Genomic DNA, 25,265 nt, shown 5'->3' with positions numbered 1-25,265 from the left:
TGAGGGAACAGAGCGGTGGCTTTATAAGGCCCCTACCCTAATCGGCAAAGCCTATAAATAGGCTTACCCGAGTTGGCCTAGCGCAGGAAATGTTTCCATGAGCCAGAAGGCGAAGGACTGCATCCCCCCGGTCAGGAAAAGCACGCCTGAGACGATCAATAGAACGCCCATGATCTTTTCGACCTTGCCGAGATGTACCCGAAATTTTGTCAAAAAGCGCATGAACGCGCCGGAAAACAACGCAGCAACGATGAAGGGGATACCCAGCCCCAGCGAATATATGGCCAGAAGCGCCGCACCCTCGCCAACCGTATCTCTTGCTTCCGCCAGCTTCAAGATCAGCCCCAGCGCTGGGCCGATGCAGGGCGTCCAGCCGAAGGCGAAGGCGAGGCCCATCACATAGGCGCCGACCGGGTTGGCCGGAGCGCTCCGCGCCTGGAAGCGGGCCTCGCGGGAGAGGATCGACAGGCGGAAGAGACCGAGGAAGTTGAGGCCCATCACGATGATGGCAAGGCCGGCGATAATGGCGATCTCCTGCTGCCATGCCCGCAGAAATGCGCCGATCGACGAAGCCCCTGCACCCAGCGCAACAAACACCGTGGTGAAGCCCAGCACAAAGGCGAAGGATGCGGCGAACAGTGCCCATCTCCGCGAGGCATCGGCAGCAGCAGCCCCATCGGCCCGGAAATCCTCGACGGAAACGCCCGCCATATAGCACAGATAGGGCGGGACGAGCGGCAGCACGCAGGGCGACAGGAACGACAGCGCACCCGCACCAACCGCCGTTACATAGGAGACGTCGAGCGCCATGTTTTCCCCTCAGTGCTTTCCGGTTTCGTCATTTGCTACAGCATTTTACGTTTCGGCGAAATCAGCGCCAAGCGCCCTCGTGGTTCGAGGCTCATTCCGCTGCGCTCCATTCGCACCTCACCATGAGGGCTACTGAAGCGCCGCCGTCCGTACCCTATAGGAAGCGCCGACGCCCCTTCACCCTCATCCTGAGGTGCTCGCGAAGCGAGCCTCGAAGGGCGGGGGTGAAGGGATGGTCACAGCCAACGTTCCCGTGGCAACGTTAAAGCCTTAATCTCACCCTGCAGCAATCCCAAGTAAAATCCGTGCTATCGTTGACGCAGGTCGAAGGGACGCGGAGAATTTTTGGTCCGCCCATTTTCACCACAAGTTTGCCTAGAATCGAGACCAAGCGAGCGGAGGATCAGCTTTGCCCCGAATTCCTGTCAGCCGCATGGCCTATCCGGAAAGTTGCATTTTTTAGGGATCATGCTCTAAGGTAGCGCCGATGAACCCAACCGATGGCTCGCAGTCATCCACCCCTGGCTTAAGCTTTTGGCGCAAGCTCAAGCGATTCCAGCCCATCGCCTTGCCTATTGCGGGCATCGCCATCGCGCTTCTGGCGCTCTTCGTGCTTGAAGACATGCTGCGGCATACATCGAAGGCGCAGACGCTGGCGGCGATCGAAAACACATCGCTCCACGCCATCGGGCTCGCACTGTTTTTCACTTGCCTCAGCTATATGGCGGTGGCGCTCTATGATGTGGTGGCGGTCGATACCATCGCGCCGGGGCGCATACCGCATTGGCTTTCCGGCATAGCGGGCGCGGCGGGCTATGCGATTTCCAACGCGCTCGGCTTCTCGTTGCTGACGGGCGGCGCGCTGCGCTACCGGATCTATGCGGCGGAGGGCATAAGCCTTTTCGATATAGGGCGGATCGTCGGCACCTCATGGTTCGCCATCTGGTTTGCCTTCATCATTCTCATCGGCGCGGCCATGCTGATCGACCCGGCGGATATCCCATGGCTTTCGGCCATCGATCCGCGCATCGATATTCTCGCCGGTGTGCTTCTGCTGGGCGGTATCGGCTGGCTCATCTACTGGCTGTCGAAGGGCGACCGCTCGCTGCAGATCGGCCAGTTTACGCTGAAGCTTCCCACCTCGCGCGGCGCGCTCATCCAGGTCGCCGCCGGCCTCGTCGATGTCACGGCGGCAGCGGCCACGCTTTACGTATTGATGCCGGAGGGGGTGGTTCCCAGCTTCGCCATCTTCGCGCTTGTCTACGTCATCGCAGTTATCATCGGCGTCGCCAGCCACGCGCCGGGCGGCCTTGGCGCCTTCGAGGCGACCATCATCGCCGGCCTCGGCCTTGGCGCAAACCCGCAAGCCATCGCCGCCCTCGTCGTATACCGGCTGATCTATACCGTCGTGCCGCTGCTTACAGCCGTCGCCGGCCTTCTCATCTGGGAGGCCCTCCGCCGCCGCCAGCAACTGACCAAGCGGGCGCGGTTCGCCGCGCGCATCATCGAGCCGATCATTCCGGGCCTAGCCGCCAGCGTGACGTTCCTTGGCGGTATCGTCCTGCTTGTCTCGGGCGTCATCCCGGCGATGCATTACCGGCTGGAAATCCTGTCGGACATCCTGCCCCTGTTCTTCGTCGAGATGTCGCATCTGGCGGCGAGCTTTGTCGGCGTGGCCCTGCTCATCGTCGCGCGCGGGCTGGCGCGGCGGCTGGCGCGCGCCTGGGTCACAACCATGGTCCTCTTCCTTGCGGGTGCGGTTTTTTCGCTGGTCAAAGGCCTCGACTGGGAGGAAGCGCTCATTCTCTGCGCCTTTGCAGGAATCCTCTGGGTGTTCCGCGATTCCTTCTACCGCCGTCCGATCACCGGGCCGTTCGAACTCACCTGGAACTGGATCGCCAGCGTCGGCACCACGGTGCTGGTCGCCACATGGCTCGGCTTCTTCGTCTACCGGCATGTCGAATATTCCAACAGCCTATGGTGGGATTTTGCCTGGAACGGCAGTGCGCCGCGCTTCCTGCGGGCGACCGTGCTCGTGCTCGCGGTGGTTTTCGTCGTCTGCCTCAACACCGCCGTCAACCGCCGCGGCGTGCGGCGGTCGAAGGCGGATTTCGCCATCCCCGAGGCCGTGCCAACGCTCGTTACGACGTCGCCCAATGCGGAGGCGGCGCTGGCGCTGCTCGGCGACAAGCAATTCCTGATGGATGCGGAAAATCGCGGCTTCGTCATGTATGCGCAGTCCGGCGGCAGCCTTATAGCGCTCGGCGAGCCGGTTGGTGACAAGCAAATTGCCGAAGAGCTCGCCTGGTCCTTCCACGCGCTGGCGGACCGGATGGCGCTGCGCACCGTTTTCTACGGCGTCGGGCCGCAAAGCCTGCCGCTCTTTCTCGACATGGGGCTTGTCGCGTTGAAGCTCGGCGAAGTCGCACGCGTCGATTTGCGTGATTTTTCGCTGGAAGGCCCGTCGCGCCAGCCCTTCCGCTATGCCGACCGCAAGGCGACGCGGGATGGCCTCGTACTCGAAGTCATCCCGGCGGCGGAGGTTCCGGCGCTGATGCCGGAATTACGGCGCGTTTCCGACGCGTGGCTTGCCCACAAAGCAGGCAGCGAGAAGCGCTTTTCGCTGGGTTTCTTCAATCCGGAGTTCCTGTCGCGCTTCGATGTGGCGGTCATGAAGAAGGACAGCGCCATCGTCGCCTTCGCCAATATCTGGCGCAGCGCGGACAAGAACGAATACACTGTTGATATGATGCGCTATCTGCCCAACATATCGAAGATCATGATGGACGCATTGTTCGCCAAGCTGCTGATGCAGGCCAAGGCGGAAGGCTATCGCTGGTTCAATCTCGGCGCGGCTCCCCTCTCCGGCCTTTCCGGCAGCCCGCTTGCCTCGCGGTGGAACCGCTTCGGCTCCTTCCTCTACCGGCGCGGCGCGGATCTCTATCATTTCGACGGGCTGAAAGCTTTCAAGGAAAAGTTCGATCCCGTCTGGTCGCCGCATTATCTCGTCTGCCCGGGCGGCCTCGATACGCCCCGCGTGCTGGTGGATGTGACGACGCTCATCAATGGGAACCCGCTGGAGTTCATCCGCAAATGAGGAAACACTCCCTCCTTGCCGCCGCGATGGCCGCGCTGGTGCTGGTTGCCGCAACTGCCGGCTATCTCGGATATACCGGCAAACTTCCGCACTATTGGGCCAGGCTCACCGGCGCGGAGGATATCGCCACCCATGTGAGCGCCGAGCGGCTCAAGGATATTCCGGTCATGATGCCTCCTGACGATCCCATCGGCCTTGCCGTCCTCGTTTCCGATGCGGGCGGGATGAATGCCAGGGATCGTGCCTTTGCCGATGCGCTGCTCGCCCGCAACCTCATCGTGCTGCCGGTCGATCTCGACACATGGCGCGCCGAGCTCGACAAGGATGACGGCGAGTGCATCTATCTCGATTCGGATTTCGAAGGCATCGCCAAGGAGGCGCTGCGGGCGTTGGATCTCGACGTCTATTTCCATCCGGTCGTCGCGGGCATCGGGCAAGGTGCGACGCTCGCCTATGCCGCCGCCGCCGATGCGCCTGATGCAACACTGGCGGGCGCTGTTGGACTCGACCCGGCGGATGCGCTGAAGACCCGCCTCCCCTCCTGCGAGGGGGCGAAGGCGACGGCTGCGCCCAGCGGCGGCTATACATACGCGCTTGACGCCATATTGCCGACACCGGTGACGCTTGTGAGCCAGTCAGGCCCGGTGAACGACCCGGCGGAGGCAAAGAAGCGGCACATTGCCGTTCTGCAAAAGGCAGAGAACCCGACGGTACGGCTCAGCATGGCGGCAGATGCGGCGGCGGCGATGGCGACCAAGGACGCAGCCAATGAGGCGCTGCCCATTGTCGATATTCCGGCCAAGGGCAAGGCGGATTACGTCGCCGTGTTCTTCTCCGGCGATGGCGGCTGGCGCGATATCGACAAATCCATCGGCGACTGGCTCAGCAATCACGGCGTCCATGTGGTGGGGGTCGATTCGCTGCGCTATTTCTGGACGGAGCGCACGCCGCAGGAAATCGCCGAGGACACCGATGCCATTCTCCGCAAAGCGGATCCTTCCGGCAAACTGCCCATTGCCATCTTCGGCTATTCCTTCGGCGCGGACACTTTTCCCTTCGCCTGGCAATATCTCGATCCGGCGCTCCAGAACCGGACCCGGATGATCGCCCTGCTGGGCGCTTCGACGACCACCACCTTCCAGGTCACCATCGAGGGCTGGCTCGGAATGGAAGGTACGCACAAGACCGCTCCGGCCATCGCGACCCTGCCGCTGGACAAGGTCATCTGCGTCTATGGCGAGGAGGAGGACGACACCGTCTGCACCGAGCCCACGCTCTCCGCCATGGAGAAAATGAAACAGCCCGGCGGCCACCATTTCGACGATAATTATGAGCCGATTGCCGAGGCGCTGCTGAAGGAATTGCAGGAGCGGGCCGGTGGGCAGGCGGGAGATGGCGTGAAGACGGATTGAGATAGCCTTCCGTCGGCAAAAATTGCCGCCCTAAAACTTCTTTTCGATCCCTGCCTGTTTCATAATGGCGTTGGCGGTGTGGCCGGATAACGATCCCTTATCGACCGTGAAATTTCGGTTGCTTATCGGGCTATGCCATATCTCATGATCGCCCTTGCCATAGCGGACGAAAGTGCAACCATTGGCCTTGAGGGCCTCGATTATTTGCGAATAAAAGCCCTTCACCATCAGTTTGCGTGAGTATCGGCCATACGGAATTGCGATATAATGCACACATCCAGCAATTCACCGGGATGAGCTTGATCATCCAGCAAGTGGGCATTATCTCTCAGAAGCTCCGGCGCAACCGCAACAATGCGCTTCATTAGCGTATCGAGGTCAGAAGACTCAGTTACCAGACCGGGAATATCATCGCTATGGGCGACCCAAACGCCCGCATCTTCGTCCCATTGTGCAGTGACAAGATATCTCTTGTGCATGTTGAGACCTCCAATTCCATCTGAATCCAATCAGAATGATATCGAACCGGCAAGTTGAATTTTCAACGGCAAGGCGATGAGACGATGCTCGCAGGATGCCAAGGACCTACCGCAACGCTCGAAGTTACGGAACCATTTGGATAAAGAATTGATTTGACTGTTGGTGAGCGCGCAGGGATTCGAACCCTGGACCTACTGATTAAAGCGCGTATCAGCCGAACAATTTAGAACACAATAAACAAAATCGAACAACGGAAATAGCTGAAATCATTGGTAAAAATGGTTTCATATTGTCCAGAGGCGTTTCAGCGAGTTTTGACATTTACGTACCCATACGGTACCCAAATGAAAATCAACAGGTTTTCATCAGTAGGTCCAACATGGCGAAGGTACGGCTCACAACTCGGTTCATCGACAGCATCAAAATCGACGTTCGCACCGACTATCACGACACGCTGGTTCAGGGGCTATCGCTTCGAATTTCACCCAGCGGCACCAAGACATGGAACCTTCTCTATACCCGTGAGAGCGACGGCACGAAGCAGCGGGTGAAGCTGGGCCGATATCCTGCCATCGATCTGGAAACGGCTCGCTCGAAGGCCCTGAAAGCCATGGGCGGCGTTTCAGAGGGGAAAGACCCGGCATCAGACAAACGCGCCCGCCGGGACGCTATGACGGTCCAGGAGGTGGGCGAACTCTACCTCGAAAAACACGCCAAGCGGAACAAGAAGACCTGGAAGCAGGATGAGCAACTACTGAAATCCGAGGTCTACCCGGAAATCGGACGCATGAAGGCGCTGGCGGTCAAGAAGCGTGATTTGCTTGATATCATCGAAGCGAAGGCCGAGGAAGGAAAAGGCGCTCAGTCCAACAACCTCCTCGCTGTCATACGCAAGATGTTCAATTGGGCGGTCGATAACGATTATCTCGAAGCCTCGCCCGCGTCGGGTATTAAGCCCCGCGCAAAGCCCGTCCGCCGCGACCGGGTGCTCTCCATAGCCGAGATCAAAGAAATATGGGCCGCGCTGCCTGACGCCGCTCTAAGCCCGCATACGGTCAGAATAATCAAGCTCCTGTTCATGACCGGGCAGCGATCCGGTGAGGTCTGCGGCATTCTGCGGGGCGAGATAGACCTTGAGAATGCCACATGGACGATCCCCGCCAATCGCGTGAAGAACGGGCTTACGCATGTGGTCCCATTGTCGAAGCCGGCGATAGCGATCTTGGAGGAAGCAATAGCCGCAACCGACCCTGAGGCCGACAACCCTCCCCTGTTCAGCCGCGTGGAAGACCCCATCGAAAGCAACGCCGTGGCGAAGGCCGTACGGCTTAAGCTCCAGGTCACGAAGGAGCGATGGACCCCCCACGACATTCGCCGGACGGTCGCCACCGGCATGGCCGATATCGGCACTCTCCCCCACGTCATTGAGGCCTGCTTGAACCATATCAGCGGCTTTAAGGCTGGTGTGGCAGGCGTCTATAACCGCGCAACCTATGAGCCGGAGAAGCGCAAAGCGCTGGATAACTGGGCCGACTATCTAACCCGGAACATACTGGAACATTAGCCGAACGGAACCGAAACTTATCCACAGAATATGCGCTAAAATACCCTTTTAGACAGGGTGGAACCTTATCGTGCGAATCAACTTGGGCTATATTAACGCCAGTTAATAGATCGCCCTTGAACGGAGAAGCTATGTCGAAATCTCTGAGTTCGTTTAAGCAGTTAATCAGTATCCGCGATGTGTGTTCCCTCACCTCGCTTTCCCGCAGCACCCTATGGCTCAAGGTCAAGAAGGGCGAATTTCCAAAGCCAATCTCCCTTAGCGATGACGGCATTCGGAAAGCCTTCATTGCCGACGAAGTTCAAGCTTGGATCGAGGGCCGCATTTCACTGCGGGACCAGGCGGGAGTTCACTGACGATGGCGAAGAGAGATAGCAAAGGCCGTTCGCCCGGCGCTTCCGGCAACGAGCATTGGACGAAGCTTATCCGCAACACCATGGAGGAACCGGCGTGGCGCGCACTCACCTCAACCGCGCAGGCTCTTTATCCGTGGCTTAAGCTGGAATGGCGCGGGGCCGACGCCAACAATAATGGCAAGATCAGACTGAGTGTTCGGCAGGCGGCGGCGAAGTTAGGGGTGCGCCCCGACACCGCTGCGGAGGCATTCCGCGAACTTCAGCGCAAGGGATTTATCGTCCAAACCGAACACGCCCACCTCGGGGTAGAGGGCGCAGCAAAAGCCCCGGCCTACGAAATCACGGAATTGAAAATGCCAGGTGCCGAGCGCGACGGTCGAAAGCTATACCGGGATTGGCGTCCCGGAAATGACTTCCCCGTGCAGATGGCACCCTCTAACAACCCACGCGGGAGCAACGGCCAAAAAACGAAACCCCGTCACGCTTTCCGTGACGTCCCTGTCCTAAAAACCGTGACGAATATGGAGGCCCTGTCATGAAAACCGTGACGCGCTGTCCTAAAAACCGTGACGAAATCGCCCATTCATCAAATAAGTTCGTCACGGTTTTCGTGACATCCTTATTCTACCATACCCCTACAGCGCGCAGCAGTAAGCGGAGCAGCAGCCATGCCGACCGATAACCTCCCGCTGTTCTCGTGGCAGCCTCCCCGACAGGTCATTGTTTTCCCGATGGTGAAGCGTGTCGGTCGCATTCGTGAGGTGGCAGCAAAGATGCTGGACAAGCCCACCGAGCGCGCCGCCGTTCATTACCGCAGCCAAGTCACGGACAGCGTGATCCGCAGCCTGGAACGGGCTGGCATCCCCGAAAAAGAGCAGGATGAGCAATTGGGCGCGTTCTGGGAGGCTGTGCAGCACGAAATGATCCGCCTCAGCTACAGCGGATACGGAACGGGAGGCGCAGCATGAGATTGAGCCGCCTAGGTGCAGGAAATTCACGTGACGTCACGGCCTGTCACGTGACAGTCACGCTCGTCACGCGTGACGTTACCGGTAACGTTACCCCCGTTACCGGTAACGCAGGCCAAATCTCACCGGCAGCAATATGGTTGAACGTCCGTTGAACATCCGTTGAAGTTTTATGTTGTTTTTGTTGCCTTTTACCCGGGGGATACTTCCCCGGAAAATCGCGGAGGGACGCCATGACTGAGCCAGTGAACCAGGCGGCAATCTGGCTGGCGACGACGCCGGATACCGCTAAACCTCGCCCTGTTATCCCATATCTCAGGAAGCAATTCGGCCTTTCGCCCGTCGAGGCGGTCAAAGCCATCAAGGAAAGCCATCTCATCAAAGCGGGGGCATCGCGTTGACGGAACTCACCCCGGCAAAGTTCGACCAGATAACGACACCCTGCAATGCAGGAAGTTCCCTTGCGCGTGAAAGCCTGTGGGGGCCATCGGCCATCGGTCGCTTCATGGGAACGTCCAGCAGCTTCGTGTGCAAGCTCGAAAAGAGCGACCCGACATTCCCGGCCCGTAGACGCGGCGGGCGGCTCTATGCTACGAAAACCGAAATCGTCGTGTGGCTCGCGCGGCCACGGACCAAATAGAACAACTAATTGATTTTAAAAAGAATAACTGCATTTCAGGGAATGGATTTTAGCACCATTCCCGCTCATCTTCGAGGTCATGAAGCTATGGCCCTTTTCACGTTCTACACCAGTTGAAAAGAAATCCGGGACCGCCGTTCCGGAGGACTGGTTGAGCGAGCTATTCACCGGATCGATTGCCGGTATCCCACTCGTTTCCGCCGCCACCGCTCTGACCGTTCCCGCTGTCAGCGCCGCCATCCGCGTCATCTCTGAGGCGGTCGCCACGCTGGAAATCAAGGTGGTGCATGTCGGCGCGGACGGCAAGGAAGAAGCCGACACAAGCCATCCGGCCTATGCGCTTCTCTCCGGGCAAGCAAATGACTGGCTTTCCGGCTTCGATCTCATCCGCGATCTGGTGGCGGAAGCGCTGTGCCATGACGCTGGCGGCTTCGCCTGGGTAAATCGCGTCGGCGGCAGGCCGTTCGAGATCATCCATTACGATCCCGGCAATATCGGCGTTCAGTATAGCCCGCAGGGAACGGGCGAGCCGACATACCGGCTCAATAGCCGGGTGATCAAATCCGATGATGTGATCCACCTTCGCGGGGCATTCAGCCGCAGCCCGCTCACGCTCGCCCGGCAGGCCATCACCGCCGCCCATGTCATGGAGAGCTACGCCGTCAATCTGTTCGCCAATGGCGCGAGGCCGTCCGGCATCCTGAAGACGAAGAAGCCGCTGGGGGATGAAGGCGTCAAAAGGATGATTGCCGGATGGAAGAAAGCTCACGAAGGCGGCGGAAAGAGCGGCGGCACGGCAGTTTTGTACGATGAGACGGACTGGTCGCCCATCACCCTCACATCGACCGACGCCCAGTTTCTGGAGCTTCGTCGTTTCCAGATCGAAGAGATAGCGCGAGCCTTCAATATCCCCGCGCCGATGATTGGCGACCTGACCCGCGCCACCTGGTCGAACAGCGAGCAGAAGGCGAAGGAATTTCTTTCCTACACCCTTGAACCGTGGATACGCGCACTTGAGGCGGCGCTCAACCGCGCCTTGTTCAGCAAGGAAGAGCGGAAGAACTGGAAGGTCGAGTTCGACAGGGACGACCTGACCCGCGCCGACCTTGCGCAGCGTGCCACCGCGTATTCCTCGCTGATTTCCGCGCGCGTGATCAATCCGAACGAAGCCCGCGAGTGGGAGGGCCTGCCGCCCTACGCGGAGGGTGACACCTTCGCCAACCCGAATACCGGGGCGAGTCAGCCGGGCTCCCCCAGCGCCGAGGAAAATTCCGAAACCGGAAAAAACCCAGATGATTTGCGGCCCCCAAAATTGGGGAGCACAACGGAGCACGATAATGGATCTGAGTGACATCCTCTCCAACATTGCCGACCAGGACCGTGGCCGAGAGCTTGAGCTTGTCGATCCCGTGACGGGCAAGCCGACCGGCATCAAATTATGGATCGTCGGGCCGGACAGCAAGACGGCGCACGACGCGCGCATTGCCATGAGCGAGGAGCTTATCGATCGCACCCGCTCGGACGGCACGGTTTCAGCGGGAGACCGTGAGCGCGCCCGGATCGGCTGCCTCGCCCGCCTCGTGCAGCGCTGGGAGATATTGGAAAACGGCCAGCCAGTTCCGTTCAATCACCGCAACGTGGTGCGCGTCCTGTCCGCCGGGACGTGGATACAGGCCCAGGTGGACGCCTTTGCCGCCGACCGCAGCGCCTTCCGTTCGGGGAGCGCGCAATGAGCTTCAAGCAATTTCTCATTGGCGCGTTCGGCTTGCTTGTCATGCTTCTCATGGCCGCGGCGGCAATCCAAGGCGGCATTGTGATGACTTCCCAAGTCACCGCGGCGTTTCTGGGGGCTGAGTGATGGACCGGCTTGAATTCAAATCTTCCTTCACCGTATCGGACGCGGGAGAGGTCACCGGCATCGCTTGGCCGTTCGGCTCGCCCGACATGGTAGGCGACGAAATCCTACCCCATGCTTTCAAGAGTGCGTCCGCTCCCATACCCATGCTGTTCGGACACGATCAGCGCGAAACCGTTGGGGTGTGGGACAGCATCACCGAAACCGCCAAGGGCTTGGAGGTCCGGGGCCGTCTTCTCGTCAACGATGTAGCGCGGGCGGCGGAGGTCCGGGCCATGGTCCGCGAGAAGGCAGTCACCGGCCTAAGCATCGGTTTCGCCACTCGGAAGGCCGTAGCACGTAGGGGCGGCGGTCGCACCATCTCCGAAGTCGATTTGATGGAAATCTCGATTGTGGCGGTCCCGTGCCATCCCGGCGCGCGGATTACGTCCGCAAAGGCCGCGCAGGCCGGAAAGGAGGGCAACATGCCCGAAGAGCACGAAGCCGCGCTTGCGGTCATCACAACCAAAATGAGCAACCTAGAGAATTCGGTGACAACGCTCGCCAAGCTTGGCGACCGTATCGACGGCATCGAGGCGAAGCTCAATCGCCCGAGCGGTAAGGCCGACGATGAGACTGCCGACGCCAAAGCCGAGGAGAAGGCGCTCCGCACATATCTGCGTGGAGGCGTTCACGCCCTCGACAACGAGGACAGGAAAACCCTCAATCTTGGCGCTGGTTCGGCTGGTGGTTATGTCACCGCGCCGACGATTTCGACGCAGATCATTGAAAAGCTCGTTGAAATCAACCCGATGCGCCAGCTTGCATCGAGTGTCGCGATTGGCACCACTGAAATCTGGCTGCCGAAACTTGGTACTCGCCTCCAGGGAAACTGGGTTACGGAGACAGGCTCGCGGCCTTCGAGCGAGCCGACCTTCGAGCAGCAGAAGATTGGCGTCCACGAATATTCCGTTGTTGTTCCCGTCAGCCAGCAACTGCTTGATGACAGCTTCATTGACCTGAACAGCTATCTTTCGGCGCAAATATCCACGCAGTTCGCAGGCGGCGAGGCCACGGCATTTCTTACTGGGGACGGCAATGGGAAGCCCGTTGGCCTGCTGGACGATGTTGACGCCTTCGACGGCATTGCCGCCGGGGGCAATCTGATAGAGGACATTATCGACCTCTTTTATAGGCTTCCCGCCGCATACGCCCGCAACGGCGCATGGATGCTCAACCGCCGCACTCAAGGCGCGATCCGCAAGGCTGCCGACGCTTCCACGTCTCGCGGCACCATCTGGAGCGACAGCCTCGCCAATGGTCAGCCGGCGACCCTTTTGGGACGGCCTGTCTATGATGCGGACGAACTGGACGTGGCGGGAGGTCCATCCACGACAGGCGTTCAGGCGGTATTCGGTGACATCGCCAAGACCTACCAAATTGTAGACCGCATCGCGACGGAGATCATGATTGACCCGTTTACCGGTGCCGATAACGGCATCGTTAAAATCCGGGCCCGCCGCCGTGTTGGGGGTGGCGTGGTGTTGCCCGAGGCCACGGTTCTCCTCAAGTCGGCGGGAGCCGGTTCGTAATGCCGGTTCGCGCTCCCTCAGTCTGCGGATATTGCGGCAAGGCTCATCTGACGGGTGAGCAGTGCGCCTATATCGCCGCGCGCGAGAGGGAGCGCAAAGCCCGCTTCGACAAGAAGCGACCGACAGCCCGCCAGCGTGGCTACACCGCCGAATGGGAGCGGGAGAGCAAAGCTTTCCTCGCCACCTATCCATCATGCCGCCGTTGCGGCGCTCCGGCCACGCTGGTCGATCATATCCAGCCGCATAAGGGGAACCAGGCGCTGTTCTGGAACCGCGCCAACTGGCAGCCCCTATGCACGCCTTGTCATTCCAGCGCCAAGCAATCGGAAGAGCGGCGCAATCTGAGAAAGAGTTAACCCATGCCCATTTTCGCAACCGCTGGCGCGAAGGTCTACATCGGTGAGGTGCTTGAGGCCAAGCCCACCGATTTCGTTGCCGAAGACTTCGCAGGCCAGACATGGACCCAGATCAACAATCTTGAGAGCGTCGGCACCTTTGGCGACACTGCAACCGAGATCACCTTTGACGACATAGGCCGCAACCGAACCCAGAAGTTAAAGGGAACACGAAACGCTGGAAACCTAGAGATGGTGCTTGGCATCGACTACGCCGACGATGGCCAGATTGCGCTCATCGCAGCGGAGAGGACCATTCACGATTATGCGTTCCGTGTCGTCTTCAATGATGCTCCTGTTGGGGGATCACCATCGGAACGCTACTTCATCGCCAAGGTGATGAGCGCTGCCGAGCATCTCGACACAGCCAACAACGTGGCGAAGCTGAATGCTACGCTTGGCATCAACAGCAACATCGTCAGACAGAACCCAGTCGTGGCGGGATCGTAAACCATGTTCTTCGCCACGTCAGGCACGACCCTGTTCATAGGGGCGGTTCGGTCAGGCTGGTTAGCCCAGCAGGTCGATGCGTCTGCCTTCGCGGGCGAGGCATGGGTGCAGGTCAATGGCCTATCCAGCCTTGGCCGCACCAGTGGCGAATGGCAGACCATCGATACCACACTGCCCAATACGACCGACCCGGACAATCCACCTATCCCGAACCATGAGAAAGCGGTTCGCCCTGCCTACACCATGGAGGTGGTGGTGGCGCAGGATAGCCAGGATACGGGACAGGCAGTCATGCTCACCGCAGAGAGCGCCGTTGATCCCTATGCCTTCATGCTCACGCTTGCTGATGGATCAGAGCGGCAGTTCATCGCCCATATCGTATCGGCAAGCCAAGTGATGGATGAGGCCAATAGCGTGGTGTGCTGGTCGTTCGGCCTCCTGATGCAATCCAACATCGTGAGGACGGCATGACCGGGGGCGGGTTCAGACTTTCCAGCCTCACAGGGGACCGGCGGGGGGGCAACAGCGCAAGATTTGCGGAAATTGGAGTTTTCAAGGAATGGTCGACACCATAACGCTTGAAGGGCTGAAGGCGCAACTGAATTTCACCCCCGACATGGGCGTGAATGACGACGCACTGCTTGAGCGGAAACTTGCCGCCGCGCTGGATCACGTCGAGCGCCTGCTTGGGTTTCGGATCGATGAAACCTACGGCGCTCCCGAGCAACAGCCCGTTCCGCCGTCGCTCATCGAGGCCATCTATCAGCTTGCCGCGCATTGGTATGAGAACCGGGAAGCGTCCATCGTCGGCGTGAACGCTCAGGAGGTGCCGTTCGGCGTGCGCCAGATCGTCAACGAATACCGAGATTGGAGCTTCTGATGGCTGACGATGGCGGTTTGCAGCGGCTTACTAACCGGCTTTCGGCTATCCCCGGACGGGTGAAGGAGGCCGCAGTGAAAGCAGTGGTGCGCCAGGCTGAACTGATGGCGAAGCAGATGAAGAAGAAAGTCCCCGTCGATAGCGGGGCGCTTCGTGACAGCATCGTTGTTACGCCGCCCAATTCCAACACGCCTCCCTATTCGCAGCCAGGCGGCGAAATGGTCATCCCTGAAACCACAGCGGCGATAACGGCTGGCAACAAGGACGTGCGCTATGCTCATCTGGTCGAATACGGCACGAAAGAGCGGACGGTTAAGACTACGGGCGAACCATCCGGCATAGGTCCGGCCCAGCCGTTCTTTTGGCCGACCTTCCGCGAGCGCCGCCCGAAGGCCGAGCGCGCCATCAAGAGCGCCATCACCCGCGCCGTGAAAAAGGATTGGGGCAAATGAGCGCTGACCTCGCAGCCCAGAAGGCCATCCGCGACCGGCTCATTTCTGAGCCCATTGTGACCGCGCTGGTCCCAGCCTCGCATATCCTAGACAAGAACCAGAGGCCGATTGTCGATCCGTGCATTCTCATAGGCGAGGCGCAAACCGTCGATCAGGGCGACAGCATCGCCCGGACGCTGAACCATATCTGGTTCGATCTGCATGTGTGGAAGCGCGAGCCTAGCACGGTGGGCTGTAAGGCCATCGCCGGGGCAGTCCGAGCGGCGCTGAGGTGGCGTTTGGATACGGCTGACAGCCGCTTCCATTGTGTGGACAACCACGTCACCAGCACCCGCATTCTGCGCGATCCAGACGGCGAAACAAGCCACGGCGTCGTGACCGTGAGGATCATCGTTCAGGAGGTAGCATGAGAGCCGGCAAGCTGGACCGCCTGATTACCATCGAGGAGGGCAAGGAAGTCATCGACGGCCATGGCGGCGTTACCTTCGTCTGGTCGAAGTTCGCGGACTTGCGAGCCCAGATCGTGCAGGCGTCCACGGAAGAATTCATCCGGGCCTATGGCGCACTGGACGAGACCATCATCATTTTCCGTACTCACTACATCGATGGCGTGGCTACATCCCACCGTGTGGTGTTCCAGGGCGAGCCGTTCAATGTCAAGGAACTGAAAGAAATCGGCCGTCGCGTGGGGCTGGAAATCCGCTGTGTGAGGCAGGCATGAAGGGAACGAAGCCTCACCTTGTCGTGGATAATTCCGGCCTCAAGCGCGTCCCGGCGGCACCCTCCTGGCTCTCCAAGGACGCCAAGGCCGAATGGCGGCGCGTCATGCCCGAACTTGTCGAGCGCCGCATTCTGACCCGTGGCGACCTTGGCTCGCTGGAGAACTATTGCATTTCCATTGGCCGCGTCCGCGAGGTCGAGGCCCAAATGCAGGGCTGTGACGACCCCGAACTCATGGTGAAGCTGTTCCGCGTTCAGGACAAGGCCATGCAATCCGCCCGCCTGCTGGCTGCCGAACTTGGCCTGACGCCCGTATCCCGTTCCCGCCCATCGATCCGAGGTGACGAAGATGATGACTCCCTCCTGGATTGACCGGCCCGAAGAAATCGACGATCCGCACGGCCACGGGGAGCGCGCCGTTCAATGGCTGCGCAGGCTGAAGCATCCAAAGAACCCGGCTCCTGGCCATCCTTTCCAGCTTGACGATTGGCAGGAGAAGGTGATCCGCCGCATCTATGGCCCGCGCCATCCTGACGGCTCGCGGGTAGTGCGCCGCGTCGTGCTGTTGCTGCCGCGTGGAAACCGAAAGACAAGCCTATGCGCGGCAATCACGCTTCTGCACCTCATGGGGCCTGAGCGCCTGCCCGGCGGCCTTACAGTGTCGGCGGCATCTGCCCATGTCCAGGCGCTGGAGCTTTTCAACGAAGCCGCGATGATCGTGCAGAGCGATCCGCGCATGTCGAAGCATTTGAGCGTCCGAGAATACACCTCGACCATCAGCTTCCGGAAGGAGCGCTCGCGCTATATCGCCGTGGCTTCCGATGGCAAGGTGCAGCACGGCAAGACGCCGAACGTGGTGATTGCCGATGAGGTTCACGCCTGGGAGGGCCGCGCCGGACAAAAGCAATGGGAAGCCCTCGACAGCGCGCTGGTGAAGGTTCCCGGCACACTCCTGATCGTCGCCACCACATCAGGGCGCGGGCAAGAAAACCTTGCATGGAAAACCGTCGAATACGCAATCAAGGTGCAGAAGGGCGAAATCGACGATCCTGCAACGCTCCCAGTCATCTTCATGGCCGAGAAGGATGACGACTGGAAGGACGAAGCCCTATGGTTCGCCATCAATCCAGGCATGAAGCACGGTTATCCCGACCTTGAGAGCTACCGCGACAAGGCGCGAAAAGCGATCAATTCGCCGTCCGACCGAGATAGCTTCCTGCAATACAATCTCAATGTGTGGCTCGACCATTCGGCATCGCCGTTCGTGGATATGTCGATCTACGATCAAGGCCGGGCCGAAGTGGGAATTTCCCACTTCGAGGCCGAGCAAACGCCGTGCTGGCTTGGCGTGGACCTTTCCAGCAATTCCGACCTAACCGCCGTCGTGGCCGCGTGGGGCGATCCTGAGAGCGGCTATAGCGTCCATCCATGGTTCTTCTGCCCGGAAGACAGTCTTCGCCGCCGGGCCGACAAGGACGGAGTTCCCTATCCGCAATGGGCCGAGGACGGCTTGATCATCCCCACGCCGGGGAACGTGGTGGATTTCCGCATCGTGGAAGACACGATCCGGGAAATATGCGCGACCTACAATGTCCGCGAAATCGCCTTCGACCCTCACCTCGCCCGGAACATGCTGAACAACCTCTTGGAAGACGGCCTCCCCGCCGTCGAAATGCGGCAGGGGTGGGTAACGATGGCACCAGCCGTCAAGGAACTGGAGCGCGCCATTATCGGCGGTCGCTTCACCCATGGGGGCCATCCTATCCTTCGCTGGCACTTCGACAATATCGCCGTCGAGACGGACAAGGCCGGGAACAGGTCATTCCACAAGGGCAAGAGCCGGGACCGCATTGACGGAGCCGTGGCTTGCGCCATGGCCGTGGGCCGCGCCGCAACAGGCGATAGCGGGGTTTCCTCCTACGACACTTTCACCGGCGACATAGACGAATGGAGCGTGGCCTGATGGCAAACGAAGAAGTTCTCATGGTCTCTATCGAGGCCCGTATCAGCGAACTCGAAAAGGGGATGAAGAAGGCGCAGGGCGTTGCCAATGCCGCCTATGCCGGGATGAAGAAGAACAGTCGTTCCGCGCTTCGAGACATGGAGCGGGACGCGGCGCTGTCTACCAACCGGATCAATCAGTCTCTTGCGACGGTCGGCACCAAGGTGGGGAATTTCGGCAAGGCGTTTGCCGGCGGGATCATCGGTGGCATTGCTGCGGGCGGCGTGATGGGCATCGCCGGGGCGGTCAAGGATATGACCGCATCCTTTGCGGAACTTGGCCGCGAGGCGAAAACCGCTGGGATCAATGTCGAGGATTTCCAGCGCTGGCGCTACGTCGCGGATCAGAACAAAATCGGCATCGACGCGTTGATTGACGGCTTCAAGGAACTGAACCTTCGCGCCGACGAATATATCCAGACCGGCAAGGGCAGCGCCGCAGAGAGCTTCCAGCGCCTTGGTATGTCGCCAGCGGAAGTGAAGGAGCGGATCAAAGACCCGTCTGCCCTGATGCTGGAGCTTATCGACCGGACGAAGCGGCTCAAGGATACCGCGGCCGGGGTGCGGATATTCGATGAGCTTCTAGGAGGCCAGGGCGGCGAACAGTTCGTCCGCCTCATCGAGCAGGGCCGCGAGGGGATCACCGACACCATAAACGAAGCCGACAAGATGGGCGCGGTATTCGATGAGAAATTTATCGTTAAAGCAGCCGAGATTGATAAGAAGTTCAACCAGGTATCAACAACGGTTGGTTCTGCGCTGAAGGGTGCCATTGTTGAGGCTTATGAAGCGCTGGCTCAGTTCATCTCAATTTTTCAGAAGTTCGAAAACCGGAACACGGAACATCTCAAATCGCAGATGAACCTGTTGCAGCGGGAAAACGATGCGGCGGCGGGAAAGCTTGGCGGCTGGTTCGACGCACCCGCCCGCAAAACCATCGAAAAGAACAATGCCGAGATTGCGAAAATTAAGGAGGAACTGGCTCGCCGGGACAAGGCGATGATTGACACTCCTCCTATCCCGGACAAGCCGCCTGTCACGCCTTACGTGCCGCCCAGCACCGGCAAGGGGGGCGGGGGCCGCACGTCAGCGGATCGTGAGCGCGAGAAGGCTGCCCGTGAGGCGGAGCGCGAGCGAAAGGCCGTCAAAGACCTAATCGCGGAACTGGAGTTCGAAGCCTCGCTTGTTGGCAAGAGTGCGGTCGAGAAGGAAAAGTTGACCGCCCTTCGCAATGCTGGAGCTGCTGCCACGCAAGATGAGCGGGACAAGATAGAGGCGCTTGTCGAAAGCACCTACCGGCAGAACGAGGCCTACGAGAAAACGCAGGAGCAGCTTGAGGAACTGAACGATGCGGGCCGCGAATTTGCCGGTACGCTGGTTTCGGGGCTGCTAAACGGTGCGAAGGCGAGCGACGTATTAGCCGATGCACTCGGGCGGCTTGCTGACCGGCTCATCAACAGCGGCCTTGACGCCCTTTTCGGCGGCGGCGGGTTCGGAAGCATGTTCAGCGGCATATTCGGCGGTGGTTCCTCGCCCTTTGCCAACAGCGGTCAGCTTGCGGCGGGGTTCGGCGGCGGCGGCCTTGGTCTATACGCCAGAGGCACGACATTCGCTCCTGGTGGGGCTGCCATTGTTGGAGAGCAAGGGCCCGAGCTCGTCAATCTCCCGCGAGGTTCACAGGTCACGCCGAACCATATGCTGGGACAGGGCGGAAGCGGGACCGGTAAGCAGGCAGTCGATGTGGGCGTTGAGGTCAACTTCAACAACGATGGAACCTTTGAGGCATTCGTGACGAATATCGCTCAGCGCGAAGGCACGCGCGCGGCGGGCAAAGCCGTCAAGGCGTATGACAAGACAGGACCTATGCGCCTTAAGCGGGACAGCCAGAAGGCGAAGACCTGGGGGGTGATCTGATGAGCGCCATAGACCGTCTCGAAAAGACAATGGTTGCCGCGCTCGAGCAAACGCTGGCATCGAACAGGCCCGTCATAATATCGCCCGGCGGCGCACTCTTCTGGGAATGGTTCATGGACCTGAGCGCCACGCGCACATGGCACATGAATGGGCCGAACCCGATCAGCTACACGGAAATTATGGGATATTCCCATATTAACCGCTGGAGCATCCAGCCGCACCACGTCGCCATCATCCGCGCCATGGACGCGGCCTATATTGAGCATTTCTATGCGCGGCAGGCCAATGTCGGAAAATCCGATAGCGCCGTTCCACAGCCCACTGGCGAACTCACCACCGAGTTATTCGATGCGGTGTTCGGATGAGCTACTGGGGAGGATATGACGCCTATCGACGCGGCCCAGGCAAGACCAAGCCGCAAGCTCACGACCCCGTTTATAAGGGCGATCAGCGAAAGCACATCATCAACAAAATCATGGACCTTCTTTCCGACTGGCGGTTCAGCCAGTTTGAAAAGGAAGGCCCGGTGCTTTCCGGTATCCGTTCAGCCTTGTGCCTCAAAGGCTATTCATGGGATCGAGCCAACCGCGAAGCTGCCAATCTGGTATCCTCAGCGATAATGAAGCTTGGATACAGCCGTCCCACTTGGGAGCAAGGACAGCCAGACTACACGACGCCGGCAGAGAATTGCAAATGGTGCGGCGGTGCGGTCGATACCGAATTTGGCAGCGGCATGAGAAGCTCCCGCTTTTGCTCCGAGGAATGCGCGAAAGCCTTTATTACCCGGCGGGACGCGGAAACCGTTCGTGACGCTTCCGAAGCTTTCCATGCGGCGTGGAAGACAATCAGGCGCGCAAAACATCCAGCTATCTCATGCCGAGAATGTGGCGTCCGGTTCAAGCCCCACAAAGGCGATGAGAAATTTTGCTCACCCTCATGCTACAAGAAGCACCGAGATCGAGCCTTGGAGGAACTGCCATGCCTCCACTGTGGAATATCATTCATGGCGCACAAGGGCAGACGCCCCGATCAGGGTAAGTTCTGTAGCGCCCGCTGCGCCCTCGCACATCGCCATGTTTTATCGTTTGAGCGAACATGCCAATGGTGCGGGGATCGATTCATGTCCAAAAGGCACCATACGAATTTTTGCAGCCACACTTGTTCTACGACCGTTCGGAAGGCAAAGAAAGGCGTATACCCCAAGCGCCTCTCGCCGCCCGTTCTCGATTTCATATTCCGGGAGCAGGGCCTACGGGTGACGACGGAGATAGCGGCGTAGGTGCGTCCGCCAACTTGTCGGGCGCAAACCCCTATAACCTGACTGCCGGGCAGGTTATGCAAAGGACAACTTGTCCACTGCACGGCCACGCGCTCTTGTGTGTCGCCAACTTGGCGACTTACGCCGCGTTGAGTTTTTATAATGTGTCCCACAGGTCGCCTTCTTATTGTTCCCATCGGGAACATTTACCGGCTTGCCGACGCTGGCCATTGCGACCTCATCTCCCAATACCGTTTGGTTTCTGGATTTGTTGATTTTGCTGAGCTTTTAGCGGCGGTCGGTCACCGTTTGAACCGTTTTCATGTGCAGTTTGAATGCGGTTCAGAGACTTTTCGACTTCACTTTGGGCGAGGTTCTGCGTTCCGCGAAAGTTGGAGTGGCAGAGTTTGCCACTTGAATTTCCTTCGGGTAGATCTTGTCTCCCTCGGAAATAAACGCGCGATTATCGAGCTGGAAACTCTGAGAAATCGCAGGAAAAACAGGCCGAAATACGATCCAAGCCTAATAATAACAAGGGGTTACAATCACCGCGGTTTTACTTGAGGGCGAAACTATGCAGATTTGCATAGTTTCCGAAGGCACCACCTGGGACATGGCTCCAATTGGAGCCATCAAGGATTTCAAAGGCTTGATCCGCTGCGGGAATTTCCCGTAACGGGGTTTTGCGTCAACTTGACGCAAAACTGCGACACCTCGGGATATGGAACAGACACGATGTTATCGGGTCAGTTGGGCCTGTTGCCTCGCCGCCGAGTTGGAGAGGCAAACTACCGGGATTTCGGTAGTTACGAAGCTTGGGAACGAAACTGGACAAATTTGTCTAGTTTCCCTTCCGCCTCACTGGAAATATTTCCAGTGAGAACGCCTTCTGCGTTGACCGTGGCGATTTATCGTGGCGGCGTCGGGAATTTGTCGCTCATTGCGATTGGAAGCACGCCAACTCAATCTCGTTTCGGAACCTATCGACTGCCCGCGCTTGGCCGTCCTCGGATAAATAGGCAGGCTCTTTGTAAGCCTCAATGATAAGGCGGCGGCTGCTATCGTCGCCCGTTCCCTTGATGGCTTCACTCATCGGAGCTTCAGTCTGGCGGAGCTTCATGATGACGGCGGCCAAATCACCCCACGATTTGCAAGCCGCGTCCTTGTCCGCCTGGGTATCGCCGGGCGCAGCAAGGGCCGGCATTGCAGAGAGCGCCGCCGCGATTAAAATACTGCGTTTCATGAAGCCCCCCTGTTCCGCGCAAATTGGCAAGGGGACGGGATGGAGTCAAGCGTCTGATTAAGACGTTTCAGACGCTTTAAGACGGACACCGGGACCGCCGACTGAATTCTCCCCTTCATCAAGAAAAATGACGCCAGCCGCCTTTAAGGCGTCAGTGACAGCGTCCAGCGTATCGGTGCGAACACGAACTCGGTCAGCCCCCGCGGCCTCCATGTTTCGGATCGTGTTCGCGCTCACGCCTGCCTTCTCAGCAAGAGCTATTTGCTCCATGCCAGCCAAAGAACGAGCGGCTCTTATCTGATTACCAGTGATAGGCATTTGTGCTCCATTTCCATTAATTTTGGTATCATACACAAATTAGTGTTGACGGCAATCGCGCACTGCGTTTATGGTTAACAAACCAAATAACATAGTTACTATACCAATTGGAGCCACGAAATGCCGAACACACTCATTCCGGCAGCCGCCGAAGGCTTGCCCAAAGACACCAGGAGCACGGAGAATTCCGCCGCTCTGATAGGCAGGATGACAGCTGAATTCGGTCGCGCCCTTTCCGATACAGAAGTTGAAATTCTGACCATCTGGGCCGGTTATACCCCAGAGGAGAAGGAAGAAGCTCTTAACCTTCTCGCAGAGCGGTTTCCGCACTTGCTGCCCCGCCGCGCGGCGGCATTGTCTGATGGCGATGGGGAGGACGGGCAATGAGCGAGGTAATCCAGTTCAGAAGCCCGCGCGGCCCTGTCGCCGTCCAGTTATCAGCTTACCCGCAAGAGGGCGGCTGGATGCTCTACGCCATAGAGACGCTGAACGGTGACGACACGTGGACAATTCGCGACACTACCAAATGCAAGCCTGTCGGTTGGGTTCGCGCGGAGAGCCTCGCCCTTGAATTGGGCGTCCCGCTTCTGTCGAACTCCACCTTTCCGGGGAGGGAAGCGTGATGAAGTCTCTGACCGAAACGCAGCGCATTGCGAAATTCCTCGCCAAATGGCGGACGCTGACCGAAGCTGAGAAGTGGCAGTTCATCGCCAAGCTGGATCGGCTTGAACCGGCGGAGGACGCATAATGGCTCTTTCCGCTGACGATGTGCTTAACATCAAAATCTTGGCGGCGCTGTCTAAGTTGGACGAAGGGCAGAAGTTCGCGGCATTCGAACTGTTTGAACGGGAGTGGCCGGAATATGCCGATCAAGCGGAGAAACTCCTGAACTTGATGCAGGAGCGCGATACGGTGCTCGAGGAAGCAGGGAGGGCCGAATGATGCTGGCAACCTCTCCATTCTCGGAAACCCTTCTGAACGCGCAGATCAAGGCGGCGGAAGTCCAGATTGTTGCCGACCGCCTTGCAGCGCTCATGCAGGAAATCCACGGCATGCGGTTCGATCTGCTTATCAATCACGACCTCGGATTTATCTTCATCAAGGGCATACCGGATGAGGTGCGGTCATGACTACCATCCGCATATTCCTTGCCTTCCTTCTCCTTCGCATCGCTCGCGGTCTGACATTGCTATCCATCTGGACACTGCCACGCCGGAAAGGTGGTGATGAATGACCCGCGCTGTTTATCGTCTTCGCCGCCTCATGCTTGAACGCTGGATTGAGGAGGCTATCGCCCTTCTCGACCAAATCGACGGCGACCCTGATTTCGAGGATGACAGCGAGGACGACGACGAGCGTGAACTCGACCCCGCAGAACTCGGTATATGCGACCTCGACTCACTGCCAGATTGCGTACCCAAGTAAACCGGTACCCATACAGTGCCCAAACCGCAAACCCTCAAAACAATCAGTAGGTGGAGATTTCTAAATGATTGATTTTCTTGGTGTTTTTGGTGAGCGCGCAGGGATTCGAACCCTGGACCTACTGATTAAAAGTCAGTTGCTCTACCGGCTGAGCTACGCGCTCCCTAGAGGACGGGGTGTCCCCGGGAAGTCGCGCGGAACATAAGGGCGTGAGCCGCGCGGGTCAACAGCATTCTGCGCCGTGCCACACGAAAATCGGGAGCGATTTCTGCGTGGTAAGGCCGGCTCCTGTCACAAACCCATCACATCCGCCAATATCTCGAACGAACGGATGCGAGCGGCGTGGTCGAAAATCTGCGCCGTGACCATAAGTTCATCGGGACGGGTGCGAGCGATGAAAGCGTCGAGGTCCTGCTTGACGGTTTGCGGCGCGCCGACGAAAGAGCAGGACAGCGCATGGCGAAGCAACGCGCGCGCCGTCTGGTCCAACCCCTCCTCGTAGTTCTCGACAGGCGCAGGAAGCAGTCCGGGGCGGCCCATGCGCAGGTTCACAAAGGCCTGCTGCAGCGAGCTGAAGAGCAGCTTCGCCTCGGCATCCGTTTCAGCGGCGAAGACGTTCACGCCCAGCATCAGATAGGGCTTGTCGAGATATCGCGACGGCCGGAACTGGGCGCGGTAGAGCTCTATCGCGTGCTCCATCTCGGCGGGCGCAAAGTGCGAGGCGAAGGCGTAAGGCAGGCCAAGTATCGCGGCGAGTTGAGCGCCGAAAAGGCTCGATCCCAGAATCCAGACCGGGACCTCCAGCCCCTCGCCCGGCACGGCGCGTATGCGCTGGCCTTCTTCAGCCGGATCGAAATAAAACAGGAGCTCCTGAACATCCTGCGGAAAAGAGTCCGCATCGCCGCTCAAATTGCGGCGCAACGCCCTTGCCGTCAACTGGTCGGTGCCCGGCGCACGCCCGAGACCGAGATCGATTCGGCCCGGATAAAGCGCGGCGAGCGTGCCGAACTGTTCGGCAATCAACAGCGGCGCGTGATTGGGCAGCATGATGCCGCCCGCGCCGACGCGGATGGTCGAGGTGCCTCCTGCCACATAGCCTATTACCACCGAAGTCGCCGCGCTGGCGATGCCCGGCATGCCGTGATGCTCGGCGAACCAGATGCGCCGATAGCCAAAACGTTCGGCATTACGGGCCAGATCGAGCGAATTGCGCAGGGATTCCCCCACATCGCCTCCCTCTGGAACGGGCGACAGATCGAGAACCGATAACGGTATGCTGCTCATGATATCCCCTCACACGGGAAAAACTCCCATGCATTTAGAAAAAATAATCTCCAAGCCGCATGATCTTATCCAAAAAGTCTGCAACTTTTCGAGATCATGCTCAAAAGAAAACGCCGGTTATCAGAGATAACCGGCGTCGCCCATTTTCGTAAATGCAAGTTTCGGTGAACTG

Annotated in this window: 34 protein-coding genes and 1 tRNA gene; 28 read left to right on the top strand and 7 right to left on the bottom strand. The window is 59.0% G+C overall.

From position 1 onward, the window contains the following. Nucleotides 1–63 precede the first annotated feature (63 nt). Nucleotides 64–810, bottom strand: coding sequence for a cytochrome c biogenesis CcdA family protein (locus IEX53_RS02975; RefSeq protein ID WP_188821307.1), 747 nt, complete (start codon nt 808–810; stop codon nt 64–66). 487 nt (nt 811–1,297) lie between these two features. Between IEX53_RS02975 and mprF the strand changes: the two genes are divergently transcribed. Together mprF and IEX53_RS02965 are read left to right on the top strand one after the other, a co-directional pair. Next, nucleotides 1,298–3,907 carry a bifunctional lysylphosphatidylglycerol flippase/synthetase MprF gene (gene mprF, locus IEX53_RS02970; RefSeq protein WP_188821306.1) on the top strand — a complete coding sequence of 870 codons (2,610 nt, stop codon included), beginning with the start codon at nt 1,298–1,300 and terminating at the stop codon, nt 3,905–3,907. Next, nucleotides 3,904–5,319: a virulence factor family protein gene (locus IEX53_RS02965; protein WP_188821304.1), complete on the top strand. Its 1,416-nt coding sequence runs from the start codon at nt 3,904–3,906 to the stop codon at nt 5,317–5,319. The genes mprF and IEX53_RS02965 overlap by 4 nt, the downstream gene beginning before the upstream one ends. A 30-nt stretch (nt 5,320–5,349) precedes the next feature. Here the strand turns inward: IEX53_RS02965 and IEX53_RS02960 are convergent, their stop codons facing one another. Together IEX53_RS02960 and IEX53_RS02955 are read right to left on the bottom strand one after the other, a co-directional pair. Then, a complete protein-coding gene (locus IEX53_RS02960) occupies nt 5,350–5,547 on the bottom strand; it encodes a type II toxin-antitoxin system HicA family toxin (protein ID WP_188821302.1) in 198 nt (65 codons plus the stop codon). After that, entirely contained in the window at nt 5,547–5,798 is a 252-nt protein-coding gene (locus IEX53_RS02955; RefSeq protein ID WP_188821300.1) for a DUF1902 domain-containing protein, read from the bottom strand. Before IEX53_RS02955 ends, IEX53_RS02960 begins: the two co-directional genes overlap by 1 nt. Before the next feature lie 380 nt (nt 5,799–6,178). Between IEX53_RS02955 and IEX53_RS02950 the strand changes: the two genes are divergently transcribed. The 20 genes from IEX53_RS02950 to IEX53_RS02860 all read left to right on the top strand — a co-directional run bounded on the left by IEX53_RS02950 (nt 6,179) and on the right by IEX53_RS02860 (nt 19,930). Beyond that, nucleotides 6,179–7,363, top strand: a complete 1,185-nt coding sequence (locus tag IEX53_RS02950; RefSeq protein WP_188821298.1) for a tyrosine-type recombinase/integrase — start codon at nt 6,179–6,181, stop codon at nt 7,361–7,363. A gap of 131 nt (nt 7,364–7,494) precedes the next feature. After that, nucleotides 7,495–7,719, top strand: a complete 225-nt coding sequence (locus tag IEX53_RS02945; protein ID WP_188821297.1) for a helix-turn-helix transcriptional regulator — start codon at nt 7,495–7,497, stop codon at nt 7,717–7,719. A gap of 2 nt (nt 7,720–7,721) precedes the next feature. After that, nucleotides 7,722–8,258 (top strand): GntR family transcriptional regulator, encoded by a 537-nt coding sequence (locus IEX53_RS02940; RefSeq protein ID WP_188821295.1) that lies wholly within the window; start codon nt 7,722–7,724, stop codon nt 8,256–8,258. A gap of 129 nt (nt 8,259–8,387) precedes the next feature. Continuing rightward, complete coding sequence (locus IEX53_RS02935; RefSeq protein WP_188821293.1) at nt 8,388–8,687, top strand: DUF6074 family protein; 300 nt, start codon at nt 8,388–8,390, stop codon at nt 8,685–8,687. Between the two features lie 233 nt (nt 8,688–8,920). After that, nucleotides 8,921–9,088 (top strand): hypothetical protein, encoded by a 168-nt coding sequence (locus tag IEX53_RS02930; protein WP_188821291.1) that lies wholly within the window; start codon nt 8,921–8,923, stop codon nt 9,086–9,088. A 390-nt stretch (nt 9,089–9,478) separates the two neighbouring features. Continuing rightward, nucleotides 9,479–10,678, top strand: a complete 1,200-nt coding sequence (locus tag IEX53_RS02925) for a phage portal protein (protein ID WP_236016006.1) — start codon at nt 9,479–9,481, stop codon at nt 10,676–10,678. Continuing rightward, nucleotides 10,665–11,060 carry a hypothetical protein gene (locus IEX53_RS02920; protein WP_188821288.1) on the top strand — a complete coding sequence of 132 codons (396 nt, stop codon included), beginning with the start codon at nt 10,665–10,667 and terminating at the stop codon, nt 11,058–11,060. Before IEX53_RS02925 ends, IEX53_RS02920 begins: the two co-directional genes overlap by 14 nt. Beyond that, entirely contained in the window at nt 11,057–11,185 is a 129-nt protein-coding gene (locus tag IEX53_RS24150) for a hypothetical protein (RefSeq protein WP_268902560.1), read from the top strand. The genes IEX53_RS02920 and IEX53_RS24150 overlap by 4 nt, the downstream gene beginning before the upstream one ends. Next, the gene (locus tag IEX53_RS02915) at nt 11,185–12,753 is read left to right on the top strand and encodes a phage major capsid protein (protein WP_188821286.1); all 1,569 of its coding nucleotides are present in this window, start codon (nt 11,185–11,187) and stop codon (nt 12,751–12,753) included. Before IEX53_RS24150 ends, IEX53_RS02915 begins: the two co-directional genes overlap by 1 nt. After that, entirely contained in the window at nt 12,753–13,109 is a 357-nt protein-coding gene (locus IEX53_RS02910) for an HNH endonuclease signature motif containing protein (protein ID WP_188821284.1), read from the top strand. Before IEX53_RS02915 ends, IEX53_RS02910 begins: the two co-directional genes overlap by 1 nt. A 3-nt stretch (nt 13,110–13,112) precedes the next feature. Next, entirely contained in the window at nt 13,113–13,598 is a 486-nt protein-coding gene (locus tag IEX53_RS02905; protein ID WP_188821282.1) for a hypothetical protein, read from the top strand. A gap of 3 nt (nt 13,599–13,601) precedes the next feature. After that, nucleotides 13,602–14,069 (top strand): hypothetical protein, encoded by a 468-nt coding sequence (locus IEX53_RS02900; protein ID WP_188821280.1) that lies wholly within the window; start codon nt 13,602–13,604, stop codon nt 14,067–14,069. Nucleotides 14,070–14,157: 88 nt separating this feature from the next. Continuing rightward, complete coding sequence (locus IEX53_RS02895) at nt 14,158–14,478, top strand: head-tail connector protein (protein WP_188821278.1); 321 nt, start codon at nt 14,158–14,160, stop codon at nt 14,476–14,478. Next, nucleotides 14,478–14,930 carry an HK97-gp10 family putative phage morphogenesis protein gene (locus IEX53_RS02890; protein WP_188821276.1) on the top strand — a complete coding sequence of 151 codons (453 nt, stop codon included), beginning with the start codon at nt 14,478–14,480 and terminating at the stop codon, nt 14,928–14,930. Before IEX53_RS02895 ends, IEX53_RS02890 begins: the two co-directional genes overlap by 1 nt. After that, nucleotides 14,927–15,340 carry a DUF3168 domain-containing protein gene (locus IEX53_RS02885; protein ID WP_188821274.1) on the top strand — a complete coding sequence of 138 codons (414 nt, stop codon included), beginning with the start codon at nt 14,927–14,929 and terminating at the stop codon, nt 15,338–15,340. Before IEX53_RS02890 ends, IEX53_RS02885 begins: the two co-directional genes overlap by 4 nt. Beyond that, nucleotides 15,337–15,651: a phage head closure protein gene (locus IEX53_RS02880; protein ID WP_188821272.1), complete on the top strand. Its 315-nt coding sequence runs from the start codon at nt 15,337–15,339 to the stop codon at nt 15,649–15,651. Before IEX53_RS02885 ends, IEX53_RS02880 begins: the two co-directional genes overlap by 4 nt. Further along, entirely contained in the window at nt 15,648–16,022 is a 375-nt protein-coding gene (locus IEX53_RS02875; RefSeq protein WP_188821270.1) for a phage terminase small subunit P27 family, read from the top strand. Before IEX53_RS02880 ends, IEX53_RS02875 begins: the two co-directional genes overlap by 4 nt. Then, nucleotides 16,000–17,613, top strand: coding sequence for a terminase large subunit (locus tag IEX53_RS02870; protein WP_188821268.1), 1,614 nt, complete (start codon nt 16,000–16,002; stop codon nt 17,611–17,613). Before IEX53_RS02875 ends, IEX53_RS02870 begins: the two co-directional genes overlap by 23 nt. Further along, nucleotides 17,613–19,565, top strand: coding sequence for a hypothetical protein (locus IEX53_RS02865; RefSeq protein WP_188821266.1), 1,953 nt, complete (start codon nt 17,613–17,615; stop codon nt 19,563–19,565). Before IEX53_RS02870 ends, IEX53_RS02865 begins: the two co-directional genes overlap by 1 nt. After that, complete coding sequence (locus tag IEX53_RS02860; RefSeq protein WP_188821264.1) at nt 19,565–19,930, top strand: phage tail assembly chaperone; 366 nt, start codon at nt 19,565–19,567, stop codon at nt 19,928–19,930. Before IEX53_RS02865 ends, IEX53_RS02860 begins: the two co-directional genes overlap by 1 nt. A 1,830-nt stretch (nt 19,931–21,760) precedes the next feature. On the opposite strand, the gene IEX53_RS02855 is transcribed toward IEX53_RS02860, so the two are convergent. Together IEX53_RS02855 and IEX53_RS02850 are read right to left on the bottom strand one after the other, a co-directional pair. After that, nucleotides 21,761–22,066, bottom strand: a complete 306-nt coding sequence (locus IEX53_RS02855; RefSeq protein ID WP_188821263.1) for a hypothetical protein — start codon at nt 22,064–22,066, stop codon at nt 21,761–21,763. 57 nt (nt 22,067–22,123) lie between these two features. Beyond that, nucleotides 22,124–22,384, bottom strand: coding sequence for a helix-turn-helix domain-containing protein (locus tag IEX53_RS02850; RefSeq protein ID WP_188821261.1), 261 nt, complete (start codon nt 22,382–22,384; stop codon nt 22,124–22,126). Between the two features lie 120 nt (nt 22,385–22,504). Here IEX53_RS02850 and IEX53_RS02845 point away from each other — a divergent pair, with 120 nt between their 5' ends. The 6 genes from IEX53_RS02845 (at nt 22,505) to IEX53_RS02825 (ending at nt 23,809) form a co-directional block, all read left to right on the top strand. After that, nucleotides 22,505–22,771: a hypothetical protein gene (locus IEX53_RS02845; RefSeq protein WP_188821259.1), complete on the top strand. Its 267-nt coding sequence runs from the start codon at nt 22,505–22,507 to the stop codon at nt 22,769–22,771. Further along, a complete protein-coding gene (locus IEX53_RS02840) occupies nt 22,768–23,007 on the top strand; it encodes a hypothetical protein (protein ID WP_188821257.1) in 240 nt (79 codons plus the stop codon). Before IEX53_RS02845 ends, IEX53_RS02840 begins: the two co-directional genes overlap by 4 nt. Then, complete coding sequence (locus tag IEX53_RS24145) at nt 23,004–23,132, top strand: hypothetical protein (RefSeq protein WP_268902558.1); 129 nt, start codon at nt 23,004–23,006, stop codon at nt 23,130–23,132. Before IEX53_RS02840 ends, IEX53_RS24145 begins: the two co-directional genes overlap by 4 nt. Then, nucleotides 23,132–23,326, top strand: a complete 195-nt coding sequence (locus tag IEX53_RS02835) for a hypothetical protein (protein ID WP_188821255.1) — start codon at nt 23,132–23,134, stop codon at nt 23,324–23,326. Before IEX53_RS24145 ends, IEX53_RS02835 begins: the two co-directional genes overlap by 1 nt. After that, nucleotides 23,323–23,514: a hypothetical protein gene (locus IEX53_RS02830; RefSeq protein ID WP_188821253.1), complete on the top strand. Its 192-nt coding sequence runs from the start codon at nt 23,323–23,325 to the stop codon at nt 23,512–23,514. The genes IEX53_RS02835 and IEX53_RS02830 overlap by 4 nt, the downstream gene beginning before the upstream one ends. A 100-nt stretch (nt 23,515–23,614) precedes the next feature. Further along, complete coding sequence (locus IEX53_RS02825) at nt 23,615–23,809, top strand: hypothetical protein (RefSeq protein WP_188821859.1); 195 nt, start codon at nt 23,615–23,617, stop codon at nt 23,807–23,809. An 87-nt stretch (nt 23,810–23,896) separates the two neighbouring features. On the opposite strand, the gene IEX53_RS02820 is transcribed toward IEX53_RS02825, so the two are convergent. Next, a tRNA-Lys gene (locus tag IEX53_RS02820) sits at nt 23,897–23,972 on the bottom strand. 128 nt (nt 23,973–24,100) lie between these two features. Further along, nucleotides 24,101–25,093, bottom strand: coding sequence for an LLM class flavin-dependent oxidoreductase (locus IEX53_RS02815; RefSeq protein WP_188821251.1), 993 nt, complete (start codon nt 25,091–25,093; stop codon nt 24,101–24,103). Nucleotides 25,094–25,265: the final 172 nt, after the last annotated feature.

This window comes from Paramesorhizobium endophyticum (assembly GCF_014640615.1).
GTDB classification, from domain to species: domain Bacteria; phylum Pseudomonadota; class Alphaproteobacteria; order Rhizobiales; family Rhizobiaceae; genus Paramesorhizobium; species Paramesorhizobium endophyticum.
This window is presented reverse-complemented; position numbering and strand designations above follow the sequence as displayed.